This window comes from Nocardioides sp. Soil777 (assembly GCF_001428425.1).
GTDB classification, from domain to species: Bacteria; Actinomycetota; Actinomycetes; order Propionibacteriales; family Nocardioidaceae; genus Nocardioides; species Nocardioides terrigena.
This window is the reverse complement of the sequence record NZ_LMSN01000019.1, coordinates 339,656-355,146: the sequence shown is the minus strand read 5'-3', so window position 1 is coordinate 355,146 and position 15,491 is coordinate 339,656. Positions and strand designations below refer to the sequence as shown.

17 protein-coding genes and 1 tRNA gene are annotated in these 15,491 nt (G+C 71.3%); 11 read left to right on the top strand and 7 right to left on the bottom strand.

The window, feature by feature from the left end; genetic code table 11:
- Positions 1–34: 34 nt before the first annotated feature.
- From ASG88_RS20075 to ASG88_RS20045, 7 genes are all read right to left on the bottom strand, one after another.
- Positions 35–637: a glycosyltransferase gene (locus ASG88_RS20075; RefSeq protein ID WP_056889211.1), complete on the bottom strand. Its 603-nt coding sequence runs from the start codon at positions 635–637 to the stop codon at positions 35–37.
- Between the two features lies 1 nt (position 638).
- Positions 639–1,421, bottom strand: coding sequence for a polysaccharide deacetylase family protein (locus ASG88_RS20070; RefSeq protein ID WP_056889210.1), 783 nt, complete (start codon positions 1,419–1,421; stop codon positions 639–641).
- 471 nt (positions 1,422–1,892) lie between these two features.
- Positions 1,893–2,282: a hypothetical protein gene (locus ASG88_RS20065; RefSeq protein ID WP_056889209.1), complete on the bottom strand. Its 390-nt coding sequence runs from the start codon at positions 2,280–2,282 to the stop codon at positions 1,893–1,895.
- Positions 2,283–2,451: 169 nt separating this feature from the next.
- Positions 2,452–2,525 (bottom strand) — tRNA-Pro (locus ASG88_RS20060).
- Positions 2,526–2,612: 87 nt separating this feature from the next.
- On the bottom strand, positions 2,613–3,863 hold the full coding sequence (locus ASG88_RS20055; RefSeq protein WP_056889208.1) for a DUF1501 domain-containing protein: 1,251 nt from the start codon (positions 3,861–3,863) through the stop codon (positions 2,613–2,615).
- Positions 3,864–3,869: 6 nt separating this feature from the next.
- Positions 3,870–5,348 carry a DUF1800 domain-containing protein gene (locus ASG88_RS20050; protein ID WP_056889207.1) on the bottom strand — a complete coding sequence of 493 codons (1,479 nt, stop codon included), beginning with the start codon at positions 5,346–5,348 and terminating at the stop codon, positions 3,870–3,872.
- 65 nt (positions 5,349–5,413) lie between these two features.
- Positions 5,414–6,955, bottom strand: coding sequence for a sulfatase (locus ASG88_RS20045; protein WP_056889206.1), 1,542 nt, complete (start codon positions 6,953–6,955; stop codon positions 5,414–5,416).
- A 230-nt stretch (positions 6,956–7,185) separates the two neighbouring features.
- Here ASG88_RS20045 and ASG88_RS20040 point away from each other — a divergent pair, with 230 nt between their 5' ends.
- From ASG88_RS20040 to ASG88_RS19990, 11 genes are all read left to right on the top strand, one after another.
- Entirely contained in the window at positions 7,186–8,577 is a 1,392-nt protein-coding gene (locus ASG88_RS20040; protein WP_056889205.1) for a hemolysin family protein, read from the top strand.
- Positions 8,570–9,634: a hemolysin family protein gene (locus ASG88_RS20035; RefSeq protein ID WP_056889204.1), complete on the top strand. Its 1,065-nt coding sequence runs from the start codon at positions 8,570–8,572 to the stop codon at positions 9,632–9,634. Before ASG88_RS20040 ends, ASG88_RS20035 begins: the two co-directional genes overlap by 8 nt.
- A 56-nt stretch (positions 9,635–9,690) precedes the next feature.
- Entirely contained in the window at positions 9,691–10,311 is a 621-nt protein-coding gene (locus tag ASG88_RS20030; RefSeq protein ID WP_056889203.1) for a CDP-alcohol phosphatidyltransferase family protein, read from the top strand.
- The gene (locus tag ASG88_RS20025; RefSeq protein ID WP_056889202.1) at positions 10,292–11,185 is read left to right on the top strand and encodes a DUF881 domain-containing protein; all 894 of its coding nucleotides are present in this window, start codon (positions 10,292–10,294) and stop codon (positions 11,183–11,185) included. Before ASG88_RS20030 ends, ASG88_RS20025 begins: the two co-directional genes overlap by 20 nt.
- On the top strand, positions 11,182–11,514 hold the full coding sequence (locus tag ASG88_RS20020; RefSeq protein WP_056889201.1) for a small basic family protein: 333 nt from the start codon (positions 11,182–11,184) through the stop codon (positions 11,512–11,514). The genes ASG88_RS20025 and ASG88_RS20020 overlap by 4 nt, the downstream gene beginning before the upstream one ends.
- Complete coding sequence (locus tag ASG88_RS20015) at positions 11,507–12,283, top strand: DUF881 domain-containing protein (protein WP_056889200.1); 777 nt, start codon at positions 11,507–11,509, stop codon at positions 12,281–12,283. Before ASG88_RS20020 ends, ASG88_RS20015 begins: the two co-directional genes overlap by 8 nt.
- A 36-nt stretch (positions 12,284–12,319) precedes the next feature.
- Positions 12,320–12,706 (top strand): glycine cleavage system protein GcvH, encoded by a 387-nt coding sequence (gcvH, locus tag ASG88_RS20010; RefSeq protein ID WP_056889199.1) that lies wholly within the window; start codon positions 12,320–12,322, stop codon positions 12,704–12,706.
- A gap of 146 nt (positions 12,707–12,852) precedes the next feature.
- On the top strand, positions 12,853–13,383 hold the full coding sequence (locus ASG88_RS20005; protein WP_056889198.1) for an FHA domain-containing protein: 531 nt from the start codon (positions 12,853–12,855) through the stop codon (positions 13,381–13,383).
- Positions 13,384–13,449: 66 nt separating this feature from the next.
- A complete protein-coding gene (locus ASG88_RS20000; protein WP_056889197.1) occupies positions 13,450–14,148 on the top strand; it encodes a MerR family transcriptional regulator in 699 nt (232 codons plus the stop codon).
- 43 nt (positions 14,149–14,191) lie between these two features.
- Positions 14,192–14,677 (top strand): bifunctional nuclease family protein, encoded by a 486-nt coding sequence (locus ASG88_RS19995; protein WP_056889196.1) that lies wholly within the window; start codon positions 14,192–14,194, stop codon positions 14,675–14,677.
- Positions 14,678–14,841: 164 nt separating this feature from the next.
- Positions 14,842–15,432: a MerR family transcriptional regulator gene (locus ASG88_RS19990; protein ID WP_056889195.1), complete on the top strand. Its 591-nt coding sequence runs from the start codon at positions 14,842–14,844 to the stop codon at positions 15,430–15,432.
- Positions 15,433–15,491: the final 59 nt, after the last annotated feature.

Here is a 15,491-nt window from a genome sequence, read left to right as displayed (position 1 = left end):
GAGGATGAACTCCCGACCGGGGGGCTCGGGGAAGTCACACCCTCCCGGGTCGCCGCGGTCGCCACGAGGTGAGCAGCTGACCCCGCCCGGCCGGCCGGCAGTGGTCGACCAGCTCCGCGAACCTCTCGATGGTCGCCGCGTGCTCCGTGTCGTACGTCGGGTTGCGGGCCGTGAAGGCACCGGGGGCGCCCAGCACCCGGTCCAGCAGCTGGTGAAGCGTCGCCTCGGTGTCCGCGAGCAGGACCTGCTGCCGCTGCGCGAGGAACTCGCAGAAGGCCTGTTGGTGGTCGTCGACGACCTCGCCGAGGCGCTTCTGCCTGGGCACGGCTATCGGGATGCGACCGCAGCGCAGGCTCTCCAGCAGGGTGCCCGGTCCACCGTGGCAGACCACGGCGGACGCCTCCCCGAGCAGCTGCAGGAGGCGGTCGTGGTCGAGGAACGTATGGTGCTCGCCGAGCCGCGGTCGACGCGCGGCCCCGTGCTGGGTGACGTAGCGCAGGTCGGTGTGGTGCCGGGAGTCGAGGTAGCCGTCGACCCAGTCGATGAGCCGGTCGAAGGGGTGGTGGTCAGAGCCGACGGTCACGAGCAGCAACGACGACGACGGTTGTCGAGCGGTGGTCGTGGGAGGTGTCGCCATGTCAGTCCTCGTCCCACGACGCAGCAGCATGGCGGCGTTTGGCTCCCACCCGGCGCAGGGCGCGGGAGACCCGCGCCCGGGCTGCCGACCGGACCTCGTCCAGCAGACCGCTCCGGCGGTCCAGGAGGTCGAGCAGCGCGGCTGCGTCGGTGTCGTGTGTGACGGTCAGCCGGCTGATCGCGAACGGGTCGTCGGTCGTGCTGAGCAGGTCCCGCACGGCGCAGCCCGACAGGTATCCGGCCTCCGCGACCGCGCGCTTGACGGACCCATCGTGGTAGCCGAACGGGTAGGCGAAGCTCCGGACCTCCTGCTGGAGCTGGTCCTCGAGCAGGCTCCTCGAGTCGCGCACCTCCGCACGCACCCGGTCGCCCGGGAGCCGGTCGAGCTGGGGATGGGTCCGGCTGTGGCTGCCGATCTCGACCCCCGACGCCGCGGCCTCGGCGACGGCGGACCACGACATCATCGGTCGGTCCGCCTCGCCGTCGGGCTGCAGCCACCGGCTGGTCCGCCCGACGTACGACGTGGGGACGTAGAGCGTCGCGCTCAGACCCAGGTCGGCCAGCACGGGCAGGACTGTCGTGTGGAAGTCCTGGAAGGCGTCGTCGAAGGTCAGCACCACTCCCCGGTCGCCCGGCTCGGTGCGCGTCCCGGAGACGTGGTCGCTCACGGTCGTCGCCGCGTAGCCGGCGTCCACCAGGGCGGCCATGTGGTCCCGGAAGACAGCAGGGTCGGTCACGAAGGTCCGGAACGCCGGCGACGCCGCGGCCGCCACGCTGTGGTACATCAGAACGGGCGTCCGGGCGGAGGCCGGCGTGCTGGCTCGCCGCGTCCGGACGGGGGTAGGGGTGACGTGCTCGTCCACGCGCGCCCCCCTCAGATCCGCCGGTGTCCCGTCAGTCTGATCTTGACGTCGTCCCCGTGTGAGGGGAGCGCGTCAGGACCACCAGAATGGGGGAAGGACCGATCCTCCTACGACGACGTGACGGGCGACTGTGGACGCCGACGTGGGAGCGATGCCCGGCGTCGACCCCGCCAGGCGCCGCCGCGATGATCCGCTCGACCGACTCACGGCACGTGAGCGCGAGGTCTTCGAGCTGATGGCTTGGCCTCACCAACGCGGGTCTCCGCTAGGAGCTGCACCTGAGCGTCAAGGCCGTGGAGGGGCACGTGCGCAGCATGTTCACCGAGCTCGACTTCGACGCCGAGGGGCGGAGGGCCGACCGGGACGAGCGCAGGTCGCCCGCCCGACCGTGGGTCATCCGCGGGACCACACGACGCCGAAGTCGTCCGTCAGCGTGTCGGCGCCTGCGTCGTAGGTGTAACCGATACCGATCACACCACGCAGGAGGTTGCCTCCGGGAAGGCAGACCACCGACACTCGTGAGAGCAGCCGGTCCTCCTCCACGCGGCCGGACCCCGTCGCCCGTGCCGGAGCGCCGCCGCACAAGGTGGCGGCATCGTCGAAGAGGGACATCGCGTAGGCGCCGTTGCCGGACCCGGTGACGGTCAGTGTCTGGCTGCTCCCGTCGGTGTCGATGGACGACCACGTCCCAGCAAGCGTGCCCTGCGCCGCGAGTGCCGGCGGAGCGGCGAGACCTACGACCAGCCCTGCTACCAGGGCTCCCAGACTGGTGATTCGCTTCACGTGAGCTCCTGACTAGAGACGCCTCGGCCGTCTACTCAGGATCCCGCGCGCAGGCCACCCGGGACATAGCACGATCGGGATAGCGCCCCGACCGTCAGTTCCGACAGAGACCTCGCACAGCACGACGCCCTGACCCGCAGTGATGCAGATCAGGGCGACGAATCTTCGGTCGGGCTGACAGGATTTGAACCTGCGACCCCCTGACCCCCAGTCAGGTGCGCTACCAAGCTGCGCTACAGCCCGAACACCCATCACCTGCGTGATGAGCGAGCGAAACCTTACCCCAGCAGTTGCCTCGATCGACAATCAGGTCGGGCGTGCGGCGGGGCGTCAGGCCATGGTGCCGAGCGAGGGCCCGACGAAGCCCGGGAAGACCCGGCTGGAGTCGGCTCCGAAACGCGTCCGGACGACCTCGGTCAGCACGCTGCGGTAGTCGGTCGTGACCGTCAGGTCCGCGTCCGCGCCGTGCGCGAGGCCCGGCCACGTGCCGTAGTAGCGGCCTCCCCGGACACCCGCGCCGGCCAGGAACATCACGTTGCCGTGGCCGTGGTCGAGGCCGTAGTTGGCGTTCTCCGCGACCCGTCGGCCGAACTCGCTCAGGCACACGACGGTCACCTTGTCGCCGAAGGACCCGATGTCGGCGAAGAACGCCGCCAGTGCCGACGCGAAGGTCGCCGCGTGGTCCTTGAGCTTGCCCCACTCGAGCGTCCCGATGCCGGTGTGCATGTCCCAGTCACCCTGGTCGACGGTGATGACCTGGACGCCGACGTCGCCGCGGATGATGCGCGCGGCGTGGGCGAGCGCGTCGCCGAGGTCGCCCCGGGGGTACGTCGCACCGCCGGTCGGGGTCGACGAGCCGGCCACCACCGGGGCGAGGGTGTCGACGGCCGTGAAGGTGTCGCGGGCAGCCGTCCCCAGCACCGACCTGTCGGAGCCCCACAGGGTCTTGAGGCTGGCCCGCCGCCGCGCGGCCTGGCCGTCCTCCTCGCCGGGGATCGTCAGCTTGTCGAGGGACGAGGCAGACATGGCGGGTGACGGGCCGGCGAGCGAGGTGGGTACGACGCCGCTGCCGAGGCCGATGCCCTGCACCGGGCTGGTGAGGGCGTCGAGGCCGATGAGCCGGTTGAGCCAGCCGACGCGGGTCGAGGAGCCGGCGCTGGCGTCCTCGATCTCCTCCATGGCCGAGAAGTGCGAGCGGTTGGCAGCGGGCAGTCCCGTGGCGTGCACGGCCGCCAGGCGACCGGACTGCCAGAGGGGGAGCAGGGGAGCCAGGGACGGGTGCAGGCCGAACATCCCGTCGCGGGCCAGCAGCTGGTCGGCGGCGATCGAGATGCCGGGCCGGGCGGCGTAGTAGACGGGGTCGGCGTGCGGGACGACCAAGGAGAGTCCGTCGGCGGCACCCCGCATCGACACCACCACGAGCACCGACGGTGCGGGGCTGGAGGCCGCGGCCGAGGCGCGCACCTCGGCGCCGCCGTACACGACCGACAGGCCGGCCACGCCGGCCGCCGTGCCGAGCAGGGTGCGGCGGGACAGGCGGCTCTGGGCGAACTCGGTGCAGCAGTCCTGGACGGTCGTCATGTCACATCACCGGGTCATGTGGGCGGGGGAGTCGAGCAGGGTGACGAGCAGGCGGGGCATGCCCCACGCGACGAGGTCGTGGGACTTCGTGATCTTCGTGCCCGGGCGCAGGCCGGTGGCCTGGCAGCAGGCCTTGAGCATCTGGTTGCTGGCCGGACGGAAGAGGATCCGCTCCGAGAGGTGGTCGACGAGGTCGTCGAAGCGCACGGACTTGGCCGGCAGCCACGAGCGCGCGGAGCGGTAGGAGACGTCCTTGGCGGGCCACCATCCGCCCGCCATCGCCCAGTGCATGCCGAACGACGCGGCCATCCGGCCGGCCGACGCCCACGCGGCGTTGGTGATCGGGGCTCCGTCGGGCCGGCTCCACGAGAAGGGCCGTCCGCCCAGGCCGTCGGTCTGCCACAGGATCGCCTCGGCGGCGGAGTCGTGGGTGGCCGGACGGCGCAGCTTCACGCCGAGGGCCCGGTAGGTGGCCACGACGTCCTCGGCGGGGTCGCGGACCTTGGTGCCGCGCGAGGCCTTGAACACGGGCGAGGCGACGAGTGCCTTCAGGACCGGGACGATCGCGGTGTCGTGCTGGAGGTAGAGCTTGGCCAGCTGGTCGACCAGGGCCTGCGGAGGCTCGTCGCGCACGAACTTGACCGCCAGCCGCCGGGCGATGCGCTTCGCCGTCGCAGGGTGGTGGGCGAGGTAGTCGGTGTAGCGCCGGGTCAGCTCACGCCCGTCGGCGGAGCGGTTGGGGTCGCTGAAGCCCATCACGGTCACGGGACCGGTCGCGTGGGCGTCGGGGGAGTACGACGCCGCGAAGGTCTTCCAGACGTCGACGCGCCAGCCGGTGAGGATCCTGGCCGAGTCCTTGACGTCCGCCTCGGTGAAGAGCCCGCGACCGACCGTGTGCAGCTCGAGGAGCTCGCGGCCGAGGTTCTCGTTGGGCCGCGACGCGGTCGAGGTGGCGTTGTCCAGGTAGATCCCCAACGCCGGGTGGGTCACCACCGTGAACAGCAGGTCGCTGAACTTCCCGAGCGCCCGCGAGCGGATCGCGTCGCCGTACGCCACGCGGTGGGTGAAGACGCCGTCCGCGGCGACGGGCACGTGGAAGTGGTTCTCCCAGAGCTCCGTCATCACCTCGAGCACCTGGCGGCGGGACCTCACCCGGCGCACCAGCGCCCGTCGCATGTAGTCCTCCATGACCATCCAGCCCGGCTCGACCTCGCTCTGCGTGCGCTGCCACAGGTCCAGCGGGGAGCGTTGCAGCGACGGCCACCAGCCGTCGACCTCCTGGCCGGCGGCGTCGCCGACCTTGCCGGGCGAGAGCTGCTCGGCGAACCAGGCGTCGGCGCCCCGACGGCGTACGTCGCGGACCAGGTCCTTGGTCAGTCCGTAGGAGAAGCGGGTGACGAGGTGCCGCTCGGCACCGGAGAGGATGCCGCGCGACGGCTTCTCCCGCTTCTTGTCCCGGGGCTTCCGCCCCTTCTTCCCTGGCACGGGGACGAGGCTAGGGCGGTTGTTACCAAGGTAAAGATCCCTTGGTCCGAGATGGCCCGAACGGACTACTGATCCTGACCGGTCGGCGGCGTGACGGGCTCGGGCAGGGCGCCGAAGGTCTGGTTGCACAGCCAGCCGGCACAGGTGATCAGGCTGCTCCGGCGGTCCTCGAGGGCGGCTCGCACCGAGGCGTACGCCGGGTCGTCGATGCGGTTGACCAGCTGGTCCGGGTCGAGGTCGTCGTCGTAGAGGAACGCGTCGGCCCCGTTGACGCCGTACAGGTAGCGATCGGTGCGCACGCCCCGGTAGGCCCACCCGTCGCCCCCGTCGTCACCGGTCTGCACGAGCGTCGTGTCGCGGAAGGGCTGGTCGAGGCCACGCAGGGTCGGCACGACGGAGGTGCCGTCGACCGCCCACGACGGCGACGCCCCGGCGATGGCCGCGAAGGTCGCCGGCAGGTCGACCAGGGTGACCGGCAGCTCGGAGGTGGTTCCCGGCGCGATGCCGGGTCCCCGGACGAGGAGCGGCACCTGCAGCACCGGGTCGGTGAGGACGTTCTTGCCGATGAAGCGGTGCTCCCCGAGCGAGTAGCCGTTGTCGGACGTGAAGACGATGACCGTGCTCTCGAGCTCGCCGGTCTCGCGCAGCGTGTCGACGAGGGAGGCGACCGCGCGATCGACGGACTGCAGGGCCCGCAGGCGCGCGCGGTGCTCCTCGATCACCACCTGCGGGTCGGCCTCGCGCCGGTTGCGGAAGGGCCGGGGCTGGTCGAGGACCATCCGCTCGTTGAAGGACGGGTCCTCCAGCGACGGGGGCATGGCGTCGGCGAAGCGGTCGGCGTCGCGGGGCGCGCTCGGCGGTGGGACGGGCTTGCCCCCGTCGAGGCGGTAGTGCGGGGCCAGGTGCCAGGAGTAGAGCAGGAACGGCTCGTCCCGGCGGGCGAAGCGGCGGACCGTGTCGTTGGTCCGCTCGGCGATCACGTCGGTGACGTAGCTGTCCTCGAAGACCGCGGGGCTCTCGTCGTCGTCGGCGAACGAGAAGTCGAGGTAGTCGTAGACGCCGGAGACCAGGGCGTCCCAGTGGGTCCACCCGGACGGGCGGGTGTCCGCGGCGGTGTAGCCGTTGAGGAACTTGCCGACGAAGCCGGTCTGGTAGCCCGCCCGGCCGAACCACGAGCTGACCTCGTGGGTGGGGTCGAGGGCCTGGAAGCCGCCGAAGGGACCGGCGTTGTGCTGGACGCCGTTGTTCTGGGCGTACTGCCCGGTGACGAGCTCGGCCCGCGCGGGGCAGCAGAGGGGGTGCGGGGAGACGGCGTCGGTGAAGTCGAGCCCGCGGTCGGCGATGAGGCGCCGGGTCTCCGGCATCCACCGCAGGTCGTCGTCGCGCATGTCGTCGGTCATCACGAAGACGACGTTCGGACGTGTGTCGCGGCTGCCACCGCGCGAGACCGGACCGGCGTCAGGGGGGACGGGGAGGCGGTCGGTCCCCGACGCGACGGGTACGACGCCGGACACCGGCTCGGAGGAGCGGGCCAGGCCCGCCGCGGCCGAGCAGACCACGAGTGTCGCCGCCAGGACAGCCGTCCCGCTCCGCATCCACGCCTGCATGGTGTCCCTTGGTCGCCCCCATCCGAGTGCCCCAGAGTAGGGGGCCCGACGGCCCTCGCCCAAAGCGACGCGGCGATGTGGGCAGGTGTCGCTTAGGCTTGACGGCGAAGCACTGCCAGCACCCGGATGGAAGGGCGTCCACAGACCCCCATGGACGGCTATCAAAGTCGCCGCACGACCGTTTTCCTGATCTCGCCCGCGCGTCAGCGTCGTGCTCCCGGGGGCGCGTCGTGACCCCCTGGCTGCTCCTGCTCGTGTCGCTCGCCCTGATCGCGATCTGCGGACTCTTCGTGGCGGCGGAGTTCTCCTTCGTCACCGTCGACCGGGCCACCGTCGAGCGTGCCGCCAGCGGTGGCGACGCCGCTGCGGCCGGTGTCCAGAACGCCCTCAAGACGCTGTCGACCCAGCTCTCCGGGGCCCAGGTGGGCATCACGGTGACCAACCTGGCCGTCGGTTTCCTGGCCGAGCCGGCCATCGCCACCCTGGTGCGCGACCCGCTCACGGCCGCGGGCGTGCCCGGGGGATGGGTGTCGCCCATCTCGGTGGCCATCGGCCTCACCCTCGGCACCGTCCTCACGATGCTCTTCGGCGAGATGGTCCCCAAGAACCTCGCCCTGGCCAAGCCCCTCGAGACCGCGCGGGCCACCCAGGGCTTCATGCGCGGCTTCACCGCGGTGACGCGCTGGCCGATCCGGGTGCTCAACAACTCCGCCAACGCGCTCGTGCGCCGGATGGGCATCGAGCCCCAGGAGGAGCTCCGCTCCGCCCGCAGCTCCGAGGAGCTCGCCTCCCTCGTGCAGCGGTCCGCCGACCAGGGCACCCTCGACCACGAGACCGCCGAGCTCATGGAGCGCAGCGTCGAGTTCGGCACCCGCACGGCCGGCGAGATCATGACGCCCCGCGTCCGCACCACCACCGTGGAGGAGGGCGACCGGGCCAGCGCGGTCATCGAGCTGGCCCGGCAGACCGGCCTCTCCCGCTTCCCGGTGCTCGACGCCGAGGACACCGTGGTCGGCACCGTCCACGTCAAGCACGCCGTCGCGCTGCCCGTCCACGAGCGTGCGACCACCCGCATCAAGCACATCATGGTCAAGCCGACCGTGGTCCCCGACAGCCTCCGGCTCGACCCGCTGCTCGCGCTGCTCCGCGGCGACGGCTTCCAGATGGCCATCGTCCTGGACGAGTACGGCGGCCACGCCGGCATCGTCACGCTCGAGGACGTCGTGGAGGAGATCGTCGGAGACATCTCCGACGAGCACGACCGCCTCGGTGCCCGGGCTCGCCAGCGTCGCGACGGCGCCTGGAGCCTGTCGGGCCTGCTGCGGCCCGACGAGGTCGAGGACGCCACCGGCATCGAGCTGCCCGACCACGAGGACTACGACACCATCGGTGGGCTCGTCATGCAGCGCCTCGGCAAGATCCCGCAGGCCGGCGACCGCGTCGAGGTGCCGGTGCCGGACCGGTCCGACCCCGACGAGCCGCGGGAGGACCTCGCCACGCTCACCGTGGAGCGGATGGACGGCCTGCGCATCGACCGCGTCGAGCTGAGGTTGGTGACGCTCGACGAGCTGTCCGACGACCTGTCCGGCACGACCGCGGGGGAGGTGACCGACCGTGGGTGACTTCACCGGCGTGGCGGTCGCCGTCGTCCTGCTCGCCCTCAACGCGTTCTTCGTCGGGGCCGAGTTCGCCCTGCTGTCGGCCCGGCGCAGCCAGATCGAGCCCCTCGCCCAAGCCGGGTCGCGGGCCGGTCGCACCGCGCTGCGCGCGATGGAGCAGGTCTCCCTCGTGATGGCCGGAGCCCAGCTCGGCATCACCATCTGCTCCCTGGGCCTCGGTGCCGTCGGCGAGCCCGCCGTCGCCCACCTGCTCGAGCCGTTGTTCCACGCGATGCGGGTGCCGGACGCCGCCCTGCACCCGGTGTCCTTCGTGGTCGCCATGTCGATCGTCGTCTATCTGCACGTCGTGCTGGGCGAGATGGTCCCCAAGAACATCGCCCTGGCCGGTCCCACCCGCGCCGCGCTCGTGCTCGGTCCGCCGATGATGGTGGTCGTCACGGTGCTCCGGCCGGTCATCCTGCTGCTCAACATCGCCGCCAACGGCATCCTGCGCCTGATCCGGATCGAGCCCAAGGACGAGGTCAGCTCGAGCTACACCCGCGAGGAGGTCGCGGCCCTGGTCGAGGAGTCGCGCGGCGAGGGCATGATCGCCGCCGACGAGTACGACCGCCTCGCCGGCGCCCTCGGCTTCACCGAGAAGACGGTCACGACCGTGCTGATGCCGGTGGAGGGACTGTCCACGGTCCTTCGCGGGTCCACCGCGGCCGACGTCGAGACGATCTGTGCGGCCACCGGCTTCAGCCGGTTCCCCGTCGCGGACGCCGAGGGCGAGCTGCTCGGCTACCTGCACATCAAGGACGTCCTGGAGAGCGACGAGGAGCGTCGCCAGCGGCCGATCGACGACAAGTGGGTGCGGCCCTTCGCGACGGTCGGCCCCGACGACCTGCTCCACGAGGCCCTCGAGAGCCTGCAGCTACGGGGCGCCCACATGGCCCGCGTCGTACGACGCGACGGCGAGGTGCTCGGTCTGGTCACCCTGGAGGACGTCCTCGAGGAGCTGGTCGGCGTGATCCGGGACGGCTCCCACCACGAGGCCGGGACAACGGTGGTCGAGTCGTGACCTCGCGCGCCACCACCGCTGGATAGGGTGAGCGCCAGTTGGTCCCGACTCACCCGATGGCAGGCGATTCCGTGCAGGAGCAGACCCACCGCTCACGCGTGTGGACGATTCCCAACCTGCTCAGCATGGTCCGGCTCGCGGGAGTGCCCGTCTTCCTCTGGCTCGTCCTGGTCCCCGAGGCCGACGCGCTGGCGCTGGTGCTGCTCATGGTCTCGGGGGTCACCGACTGGCTCGACGGCTACCTCGCCCGCAGGCTCGACCAGCACTCGGCGCTGGGGGAGATCCTCGACCCCGTGGCCGACCGCCTCTACATCCTCGCGGTCGTCGTGGGGCTGGCGCTGCGCGACATCATCCCGTGGTGGGTGGCGATCATCCTGCCGCTGCGCGACCTCCTGCTGTGGGGCCTGGTGCCGATCCTGCGCACCCGCGGCTACAGCGCACTGCCCGTGCACCTCCTGGGCAAGGCCGCGACGTTCAACCTGCTCTACGCCTTCCCCCTGCTGCTCCTGGGGGACGGTGAGGGTGCGATCCCGATGCTCGCCCGCGTGTTCGGGTGGGCCTTCGCGTTCTGGGGGATCGGCCTCTACTGGTGGGCCGGCGTGCTCTACGCCTGGCAGGTCCGCATGCTGCTGCGCGACACCGAGCGACGACCACCCCGTGAGCGACGCGATGCCTGACCAGTCCGCTCCGGAGCGGCCGCGTGACCTGCCCGAGCACGTCACGACGCCGTTGCTCGCTCTCATCACGACGCGCTCCATGGACGAGGACTACGCCCACGTGGCCGACCGCAAGGCGGAGCGCGGCAGCGAGCCCACGGGCTCCTCGCGCCGGGGGTGGACGACGCTGGCCGTCGTGGGTGCCTTCGGGCTGCTCGTCGCCGTCGCCGGTGTCCAGACCTCGCGCGACGCCGACGTGCAGGAGCTCGGCCGGGCCACGCTGATCTCGCAGATCGACGCCGGCCGTGACGAGGTGGCCGACCTGCAGCGCGAGATCCGCAGCCTCTCCGACGCCCGTCTCGCCGCGGAGGAGCGCAACGAGACGTTGGCCGCCCAGTCCGACGACCTCGAGACCCGCGTACGCCGCCTCGAGGTGCGCACCGGTTTCGTCCCGGTGCGCGGCGAGGGCGTCCGGATCACCGTGACCAACCCGCAGAGCGAGGACCCCAACGACGAGGTCCGCGACGAGGACCTCGCGACCCTGGTGGACGGCCTGTGGCAGGCCGGGGCCGAGGCGATCGCCATCAACGGCGTCCGGCTGACCGCGCTCGCCGGCATCCGCAACACCGGGCGAGCCATCCACGTCAACAGCCAGCCGCTGACCCCGCCGTACGTCGTCGAGGCGATCGGCGACAACGCGACCCTCCAGGCGAGGCTGCTCGAGACCAGCCAGGGCCAGGCGTGGTTCGGCCTCGTCAACGGCCTCGACTTCGGCTACGAGGCCGAGAATGTCAACATGGTGCGACTCCCCGCCAGCACGCTGCGCACCCTGCGTGACGTCACCGAGGGGACCTCGGGCAACCCGAGCAAGACGGAGGAGGAGGTCACGCCGTGATCGCAGCGCTCGGACTGCTCCTCGGCGTGCTCGCCGGCCTCGTCTTCGCCCCCGACGTGCCGCTGGGCCTCGAGCCCTACCTGCCCATCGCCGTGGTGGCCGCGCTGGATGCCGTCTTCGGGGGCCTGCGGGCCTTCCTCGACGGGATCTTCGACGACAAGGTCTTCGTCGTGTCGTTCATCAGCAACGTCGTCATCGCCGCCGCCATCGTCTACATGGGTGACAAGCTCGGGGTCGGCAGCCAGCTGTCGACCGGGGTGGTCGTGGTCCTCGGCATCCGCATCTTCTCCAACGTCGCCGCCATCCGGCGCCACCTCTTCCATGCCTGAGCAGCCGAAGCCCCGCCACGAGGCGCGCCCGAGCCCGGAGGACGAGGACGCGGGTCGCAAGCGGCTGGCCTCCACCCTGCGCCACGGGTCCCGCGCCCAGGTCGTGGTCGCCGTCCTGCTCGCCGTGCTCGGCTTCACGGCCATCGTGCAGGTGCGCAACACCGAGCAGGACAACACCTACGCGGGGCTGCGCGAGCAGGACCTCATCGAGATCCTCAACGCGCTCACCGGCACCGCCGAGCGCGCCCGCCGCGAGCGGGACCGTCTCGAGCAGACGCGCGACGAGCTCCAGTCCGAGAACACCAGCCGCGAGGCCGCGTTGTCCCAGACCCAGGAGCGAGCCCGCACCCTCAACATCATCGCCGGCCTGGTGCCGGTCACGGGCCCGGGCATCCGGATCACCATCGAGGAGGGCGCCGGCCCGGTGAGCGTGGGGTCGCTGCTGGACATCGTGCAGGAGATGCGCACCGCCGACGCGGAGGCCATCGAGTTCAACGACGAGCACCGGGTGGTGGCGCAGAGCTCGTTCAACGAGGCCGTCGGTGGCATCGAGCTCGACGGCAACCTGCTCGAGCCGCCGTACGTCATCGAGGTCATCGGCGACCCCCACTCGCTCAACGGCGGGCTCTCCTTCGCGGGCGGCCCGATCGAGACGCTCGAGCAGTACGACGGCGCCACGGTGGAGGTCGAGGAGCTCGAGTCGATCGACATCGAGAGCGTCCGCGAGTTCGTGCGACCCGTCAACGCCGAAGCCGACACGGGCCAGTAACCTGCCTGTGCACCGACCAGCAACCGAGGAGACACCGTGTATCCCGAGGACCTGAAGTACACCAGCGAGCACGAGTGGGTGCGCATCCCCGGCGAGGCGGAGGGCTCGGTCCGCATCGGGATCACGCACTTCGCCCAGGACGCCCTCGGCGACATCGTCTATGTGTCGCTCCCCGAGGTGGGGGACCAGGTGACCGGTGGCGACACCTGCGGCGAGCTCGAGTCGACCAAGTCCGTGAGCGACGTCTACGCGCCCCTGACCGGTGAGGTCGTGGCCCGCAACGAGTCCCTCGACGCGACGCCGGAGCTGGTCAACAACGACCCGTACGCCGCCGGCTGGCTGTTCGAGCTCGTGCCGTCCGACGCCTCCCAGGTCGAGGGTCTCCTCGACGCCGCGGCCTACCAGGCCGGGCTCGAGGGCTGAGGGTCACCGACCGTCCACCGACTCGCGTGATCCGCCGTTGCGGGCACGCGACCGGCTGGTAGGTTCGTCACAACCGTCAACCTCAGGCCCTGCCTGAGGGTTTGCGATCCCCGTTCCACCAGGTCTCAGCCCCCGAGGAGGGTTCCATGCCGTTCTGCACCGCCTGTGGCAAGCAGAACCCGGACGACGCGCGATTCTGCGCCCAGTGCGGGACCCGACTGGTGGCCGCCGACGAGGCGGGCACCGCGTCCGCCGATGCCGGCCGTGCCGCCGGTGACGCGACCGCGACCATCACCTTCGGGGTGCCGAGCACCGAGTCGTCCGACCGGCAGCTGAGCCCCGTGGACGCCGCCGCGGTCGACGCGCTCCCCGCGGGTCACGCGCTCCTGGTGGTGCAGCGCGGTCCCAGCGCCGGCAGCCGCTTCCTCCTCGACGCCGACCTCGTGGGTGCCGGCCGGCACCCCGAGAGCGAGATCTTCCTCGACGACGTCACCGTCTCCCGCCGTCACGCGGAGTTCCGCCGCAACGGCAACGACTTCACCGTCAGTGACGTGGGCAGCCTCAACGGGACCTACGTCAACCGCGACCGCATCGACTCGGTGCAGCTGACCGACGGCGACGAGGTCCAGATCGGCAAGTACCGACTCGTGTTCTTCTCCGGCGCCGCGGGCAGCTGACCGGTGTCGGTCTCCTCCACTCCGGCGTCCTCGGGACCAGCGTCCGGGGCGGTCCCACGCAGCCGGATGAACATCGGGCAGGTCCTCGAGCAGCTGCGCGGTGACTTCCCCGGGATCACCATCCCCAAGATCCGCTTCCTCGAGGACAAGGGCCTGATCAAGCCGGAGCGCACGCCCGCCGGCTACCGCAAGTTCTCCTCCGACGACGTCGACCGGTTGCGCTACGTCCTGCGCATGCAGCGCGACCACTACCTGCCGCTCAAGGTCATCGGCGAGCACCTCGACGCCATCGACCGAGGCCTCGAGCCGCCGCCCATCGAGGGCGTCGTCCCGACCGTGCCGCAGGTGGCCCTGGCCGCCGACGGCATGCCGTCGCCCGCGTCCTTCGCGCGCACCAGCGACGTCCGCCTCTCGCGGATGGAGCTGCTCAAGATCGCGGAGGTCTCCGACGAGCTGCTCACCCAGCTCGAGCAGTTCGGTCTCATCGCACCGCGCACCGGCACGCGCCACTACGACACGGATGCGCTCGTGGTCGCCCAGACGGCCCGCGAGCTCGCCGACTTCGGCTTCGAGCCGCGCCACCTGCGGGCGTTCAAGACCGCCGCCGACCGTGAGGTCGGGCTCGTCGAGCAGGTCGTCGCGCCCCTCGAGCGTGGCCGGGACGCCGGCGCCCGCGGCCGTGCGGCCGACGCCGTGAGCGAGATCGCCGCCCTCTCGGTGCGGCTGCACGCGACCCTCGTCAAGACCGGCCTGCAGCGTCGCTGACCGCCCGCGCCGGTGGGTCTTGGACCGGGAGTAGGGTGATGGTGTGCGCGAAGTAGACGTCATCGGAGTCCGCGTCGAGATGCCCTCCAACCAGCCCATCGTGCTGTTGCGTGAGGCATCCGGCGAGCGCTACCTGCCCATCTGGATCGGGGCGGTGGAGGCGACGGCCATCGCCTTCGCCCAGCAGGGCGTGGTGCCCCCGCGGCCCCTCACCCACGACCTCATGAAGAACGTCCTCGAGGCCACCGGTCAGACGCTCAGCGAGGTGCGCGTGACCGACGTCAAGGACGGCGTCTTCTACGCCGAGCTGGTCTTCGAGTCCGGTCAGGTCGTCAGCGCCCGCCCGTCCGACTCGATCGCCCTGGCGCTCCGCACCGGGACCAAGATCGTGTGTGCCGACGGGGTCCTCGACGAGGCAGGCCTCGCCGTCCCCGCCGAGCAGGAGGACGAGGTGGAGGCCTTCCGAGAGTTCCTCGACCACGTCTCCCCGGAGGACTTCGAGCAGCCTGGACCCTCACCCTCAGCCTGAGGTTGAGGGTTGCGACACGCCGCCGCCACGATTGACCACCCTCCACCACAGGCATACGGTGAAGTCCTCCGCTGTAACTCCACCCGTGTGGTTGCCCTTCCCCGCAGCTGCCTTCCCCGGAGTTACGCCCAGCGGGTGAAGACCGTTGGAGGGTCGCCGTGGCTGTGAACGAGAACGAGCAGGACCGCGTGGGTGCCGAGGCAGCCCACGCCGTCGAGAAGGCCGACGAGCAGGGCCTGCTCTTCACCGACGACGTCTCCCCGCTCCCGAGCGACACCGGCTACCGCGGGCCCACCGCCTGCAACGCCGCCGGCATCACCTACCGCCAGCTCGACTACTGGGCCCGCACCGGCCTCGTGGAGCCCACCGTCCGCGGCGCCTCCGGCTCCGGCACGCAGCGGCTCTACTCCTTCCGCGACATCCTGATCCTCAAGGTCGTCAAGCGGCTTCTCGACGCCGGGATCTCGCTGCAGCAGATCCGCACCGCGGTCGCCCACCTGCGTGAGCGCGGCACCGACGACCTCACCCGCGTCACGCTGATGAGCGACGGCGCCAGCGTCTACGAGTGCACCAGCAACGACGAGGTCATCGACCTCCTCCAGGGCGGCCAGGGCGTCTTCGGCATCGCCATCGGCGGTGTGTGGCGGGAGATCGAGGGCACCCTCGCCGAGCTGCCCAGCGAGCGCACCGCCGAGGAGGCTCCGTCGCCCAGCGACGAGCTGGCCGCTCGCCGGGCGGCACGCCAGACCGGCTGAGCGCACCACCACAGACACGACGACGGGCCCGGAGCAGACGCTCCGGGCCCGTCGTACGT

Bases quoted from the DNA above. Each gene is read 5' to 3' on its own strand.
- ASG88_RS20030 (WP_056889203.1), top strand. From the start codon at position 9,691: ATGGCAGGCGATTCCGTGCAGGAGCAGACCCACCGCTCACGCGTGTGG.
- ASG88_RS20070 (WP_056889210.1), bottom strand. From the start codon at position 1,421: ATGTACCACAGCGTGGCGGCCGCGGCGTCGCCGGCGTTCCGGACCTTC.
- ASG88_RS20075 (WP_056889211.1), bottom strand. From the start codon at position 637: ATGGCGACACCTCCCACGACCACCGCTCGACAACCGTCGTCGTCGTTG.
- ASG88_RS20045 (WP_056889206.1), bottom strand. From the start codon at position 6,955: ATGCAGGCGTGGATGCGGAGCGGGACGGCTGTCCTGGCGGCGACACTC.
- ASG88_RS20005 (WP_056889198.1), top strand. From the start codon at position 12,853: ATGCCGTTCTGCACCGCCTGTGGCAAGCAGAACCCGGACGACGCGCGA.
- ASG88_RS20015 (WP_056889200.1), top strand. From the start codon at position 11,507: ATGCCTGAGCAGCCGAAGCCCCGCCACGAGGCGCGCCCGAGCCCGGAG.
- ASG88_RS20055 (WP_056889208.1), bottom strand. From the start codon at position 3,863: ATGACGACCGTCCAGGACTGCTGCACCGAGTTCGCCCAGAGCCGCCTG.
- ASG88_RS20000 (WP_056889197.1), top strand. From the start codon at position 13,450: ATGAACATCGGGCAGGTCCTCGAGCAGCTGCGCGGTGACTTCCCCGGG.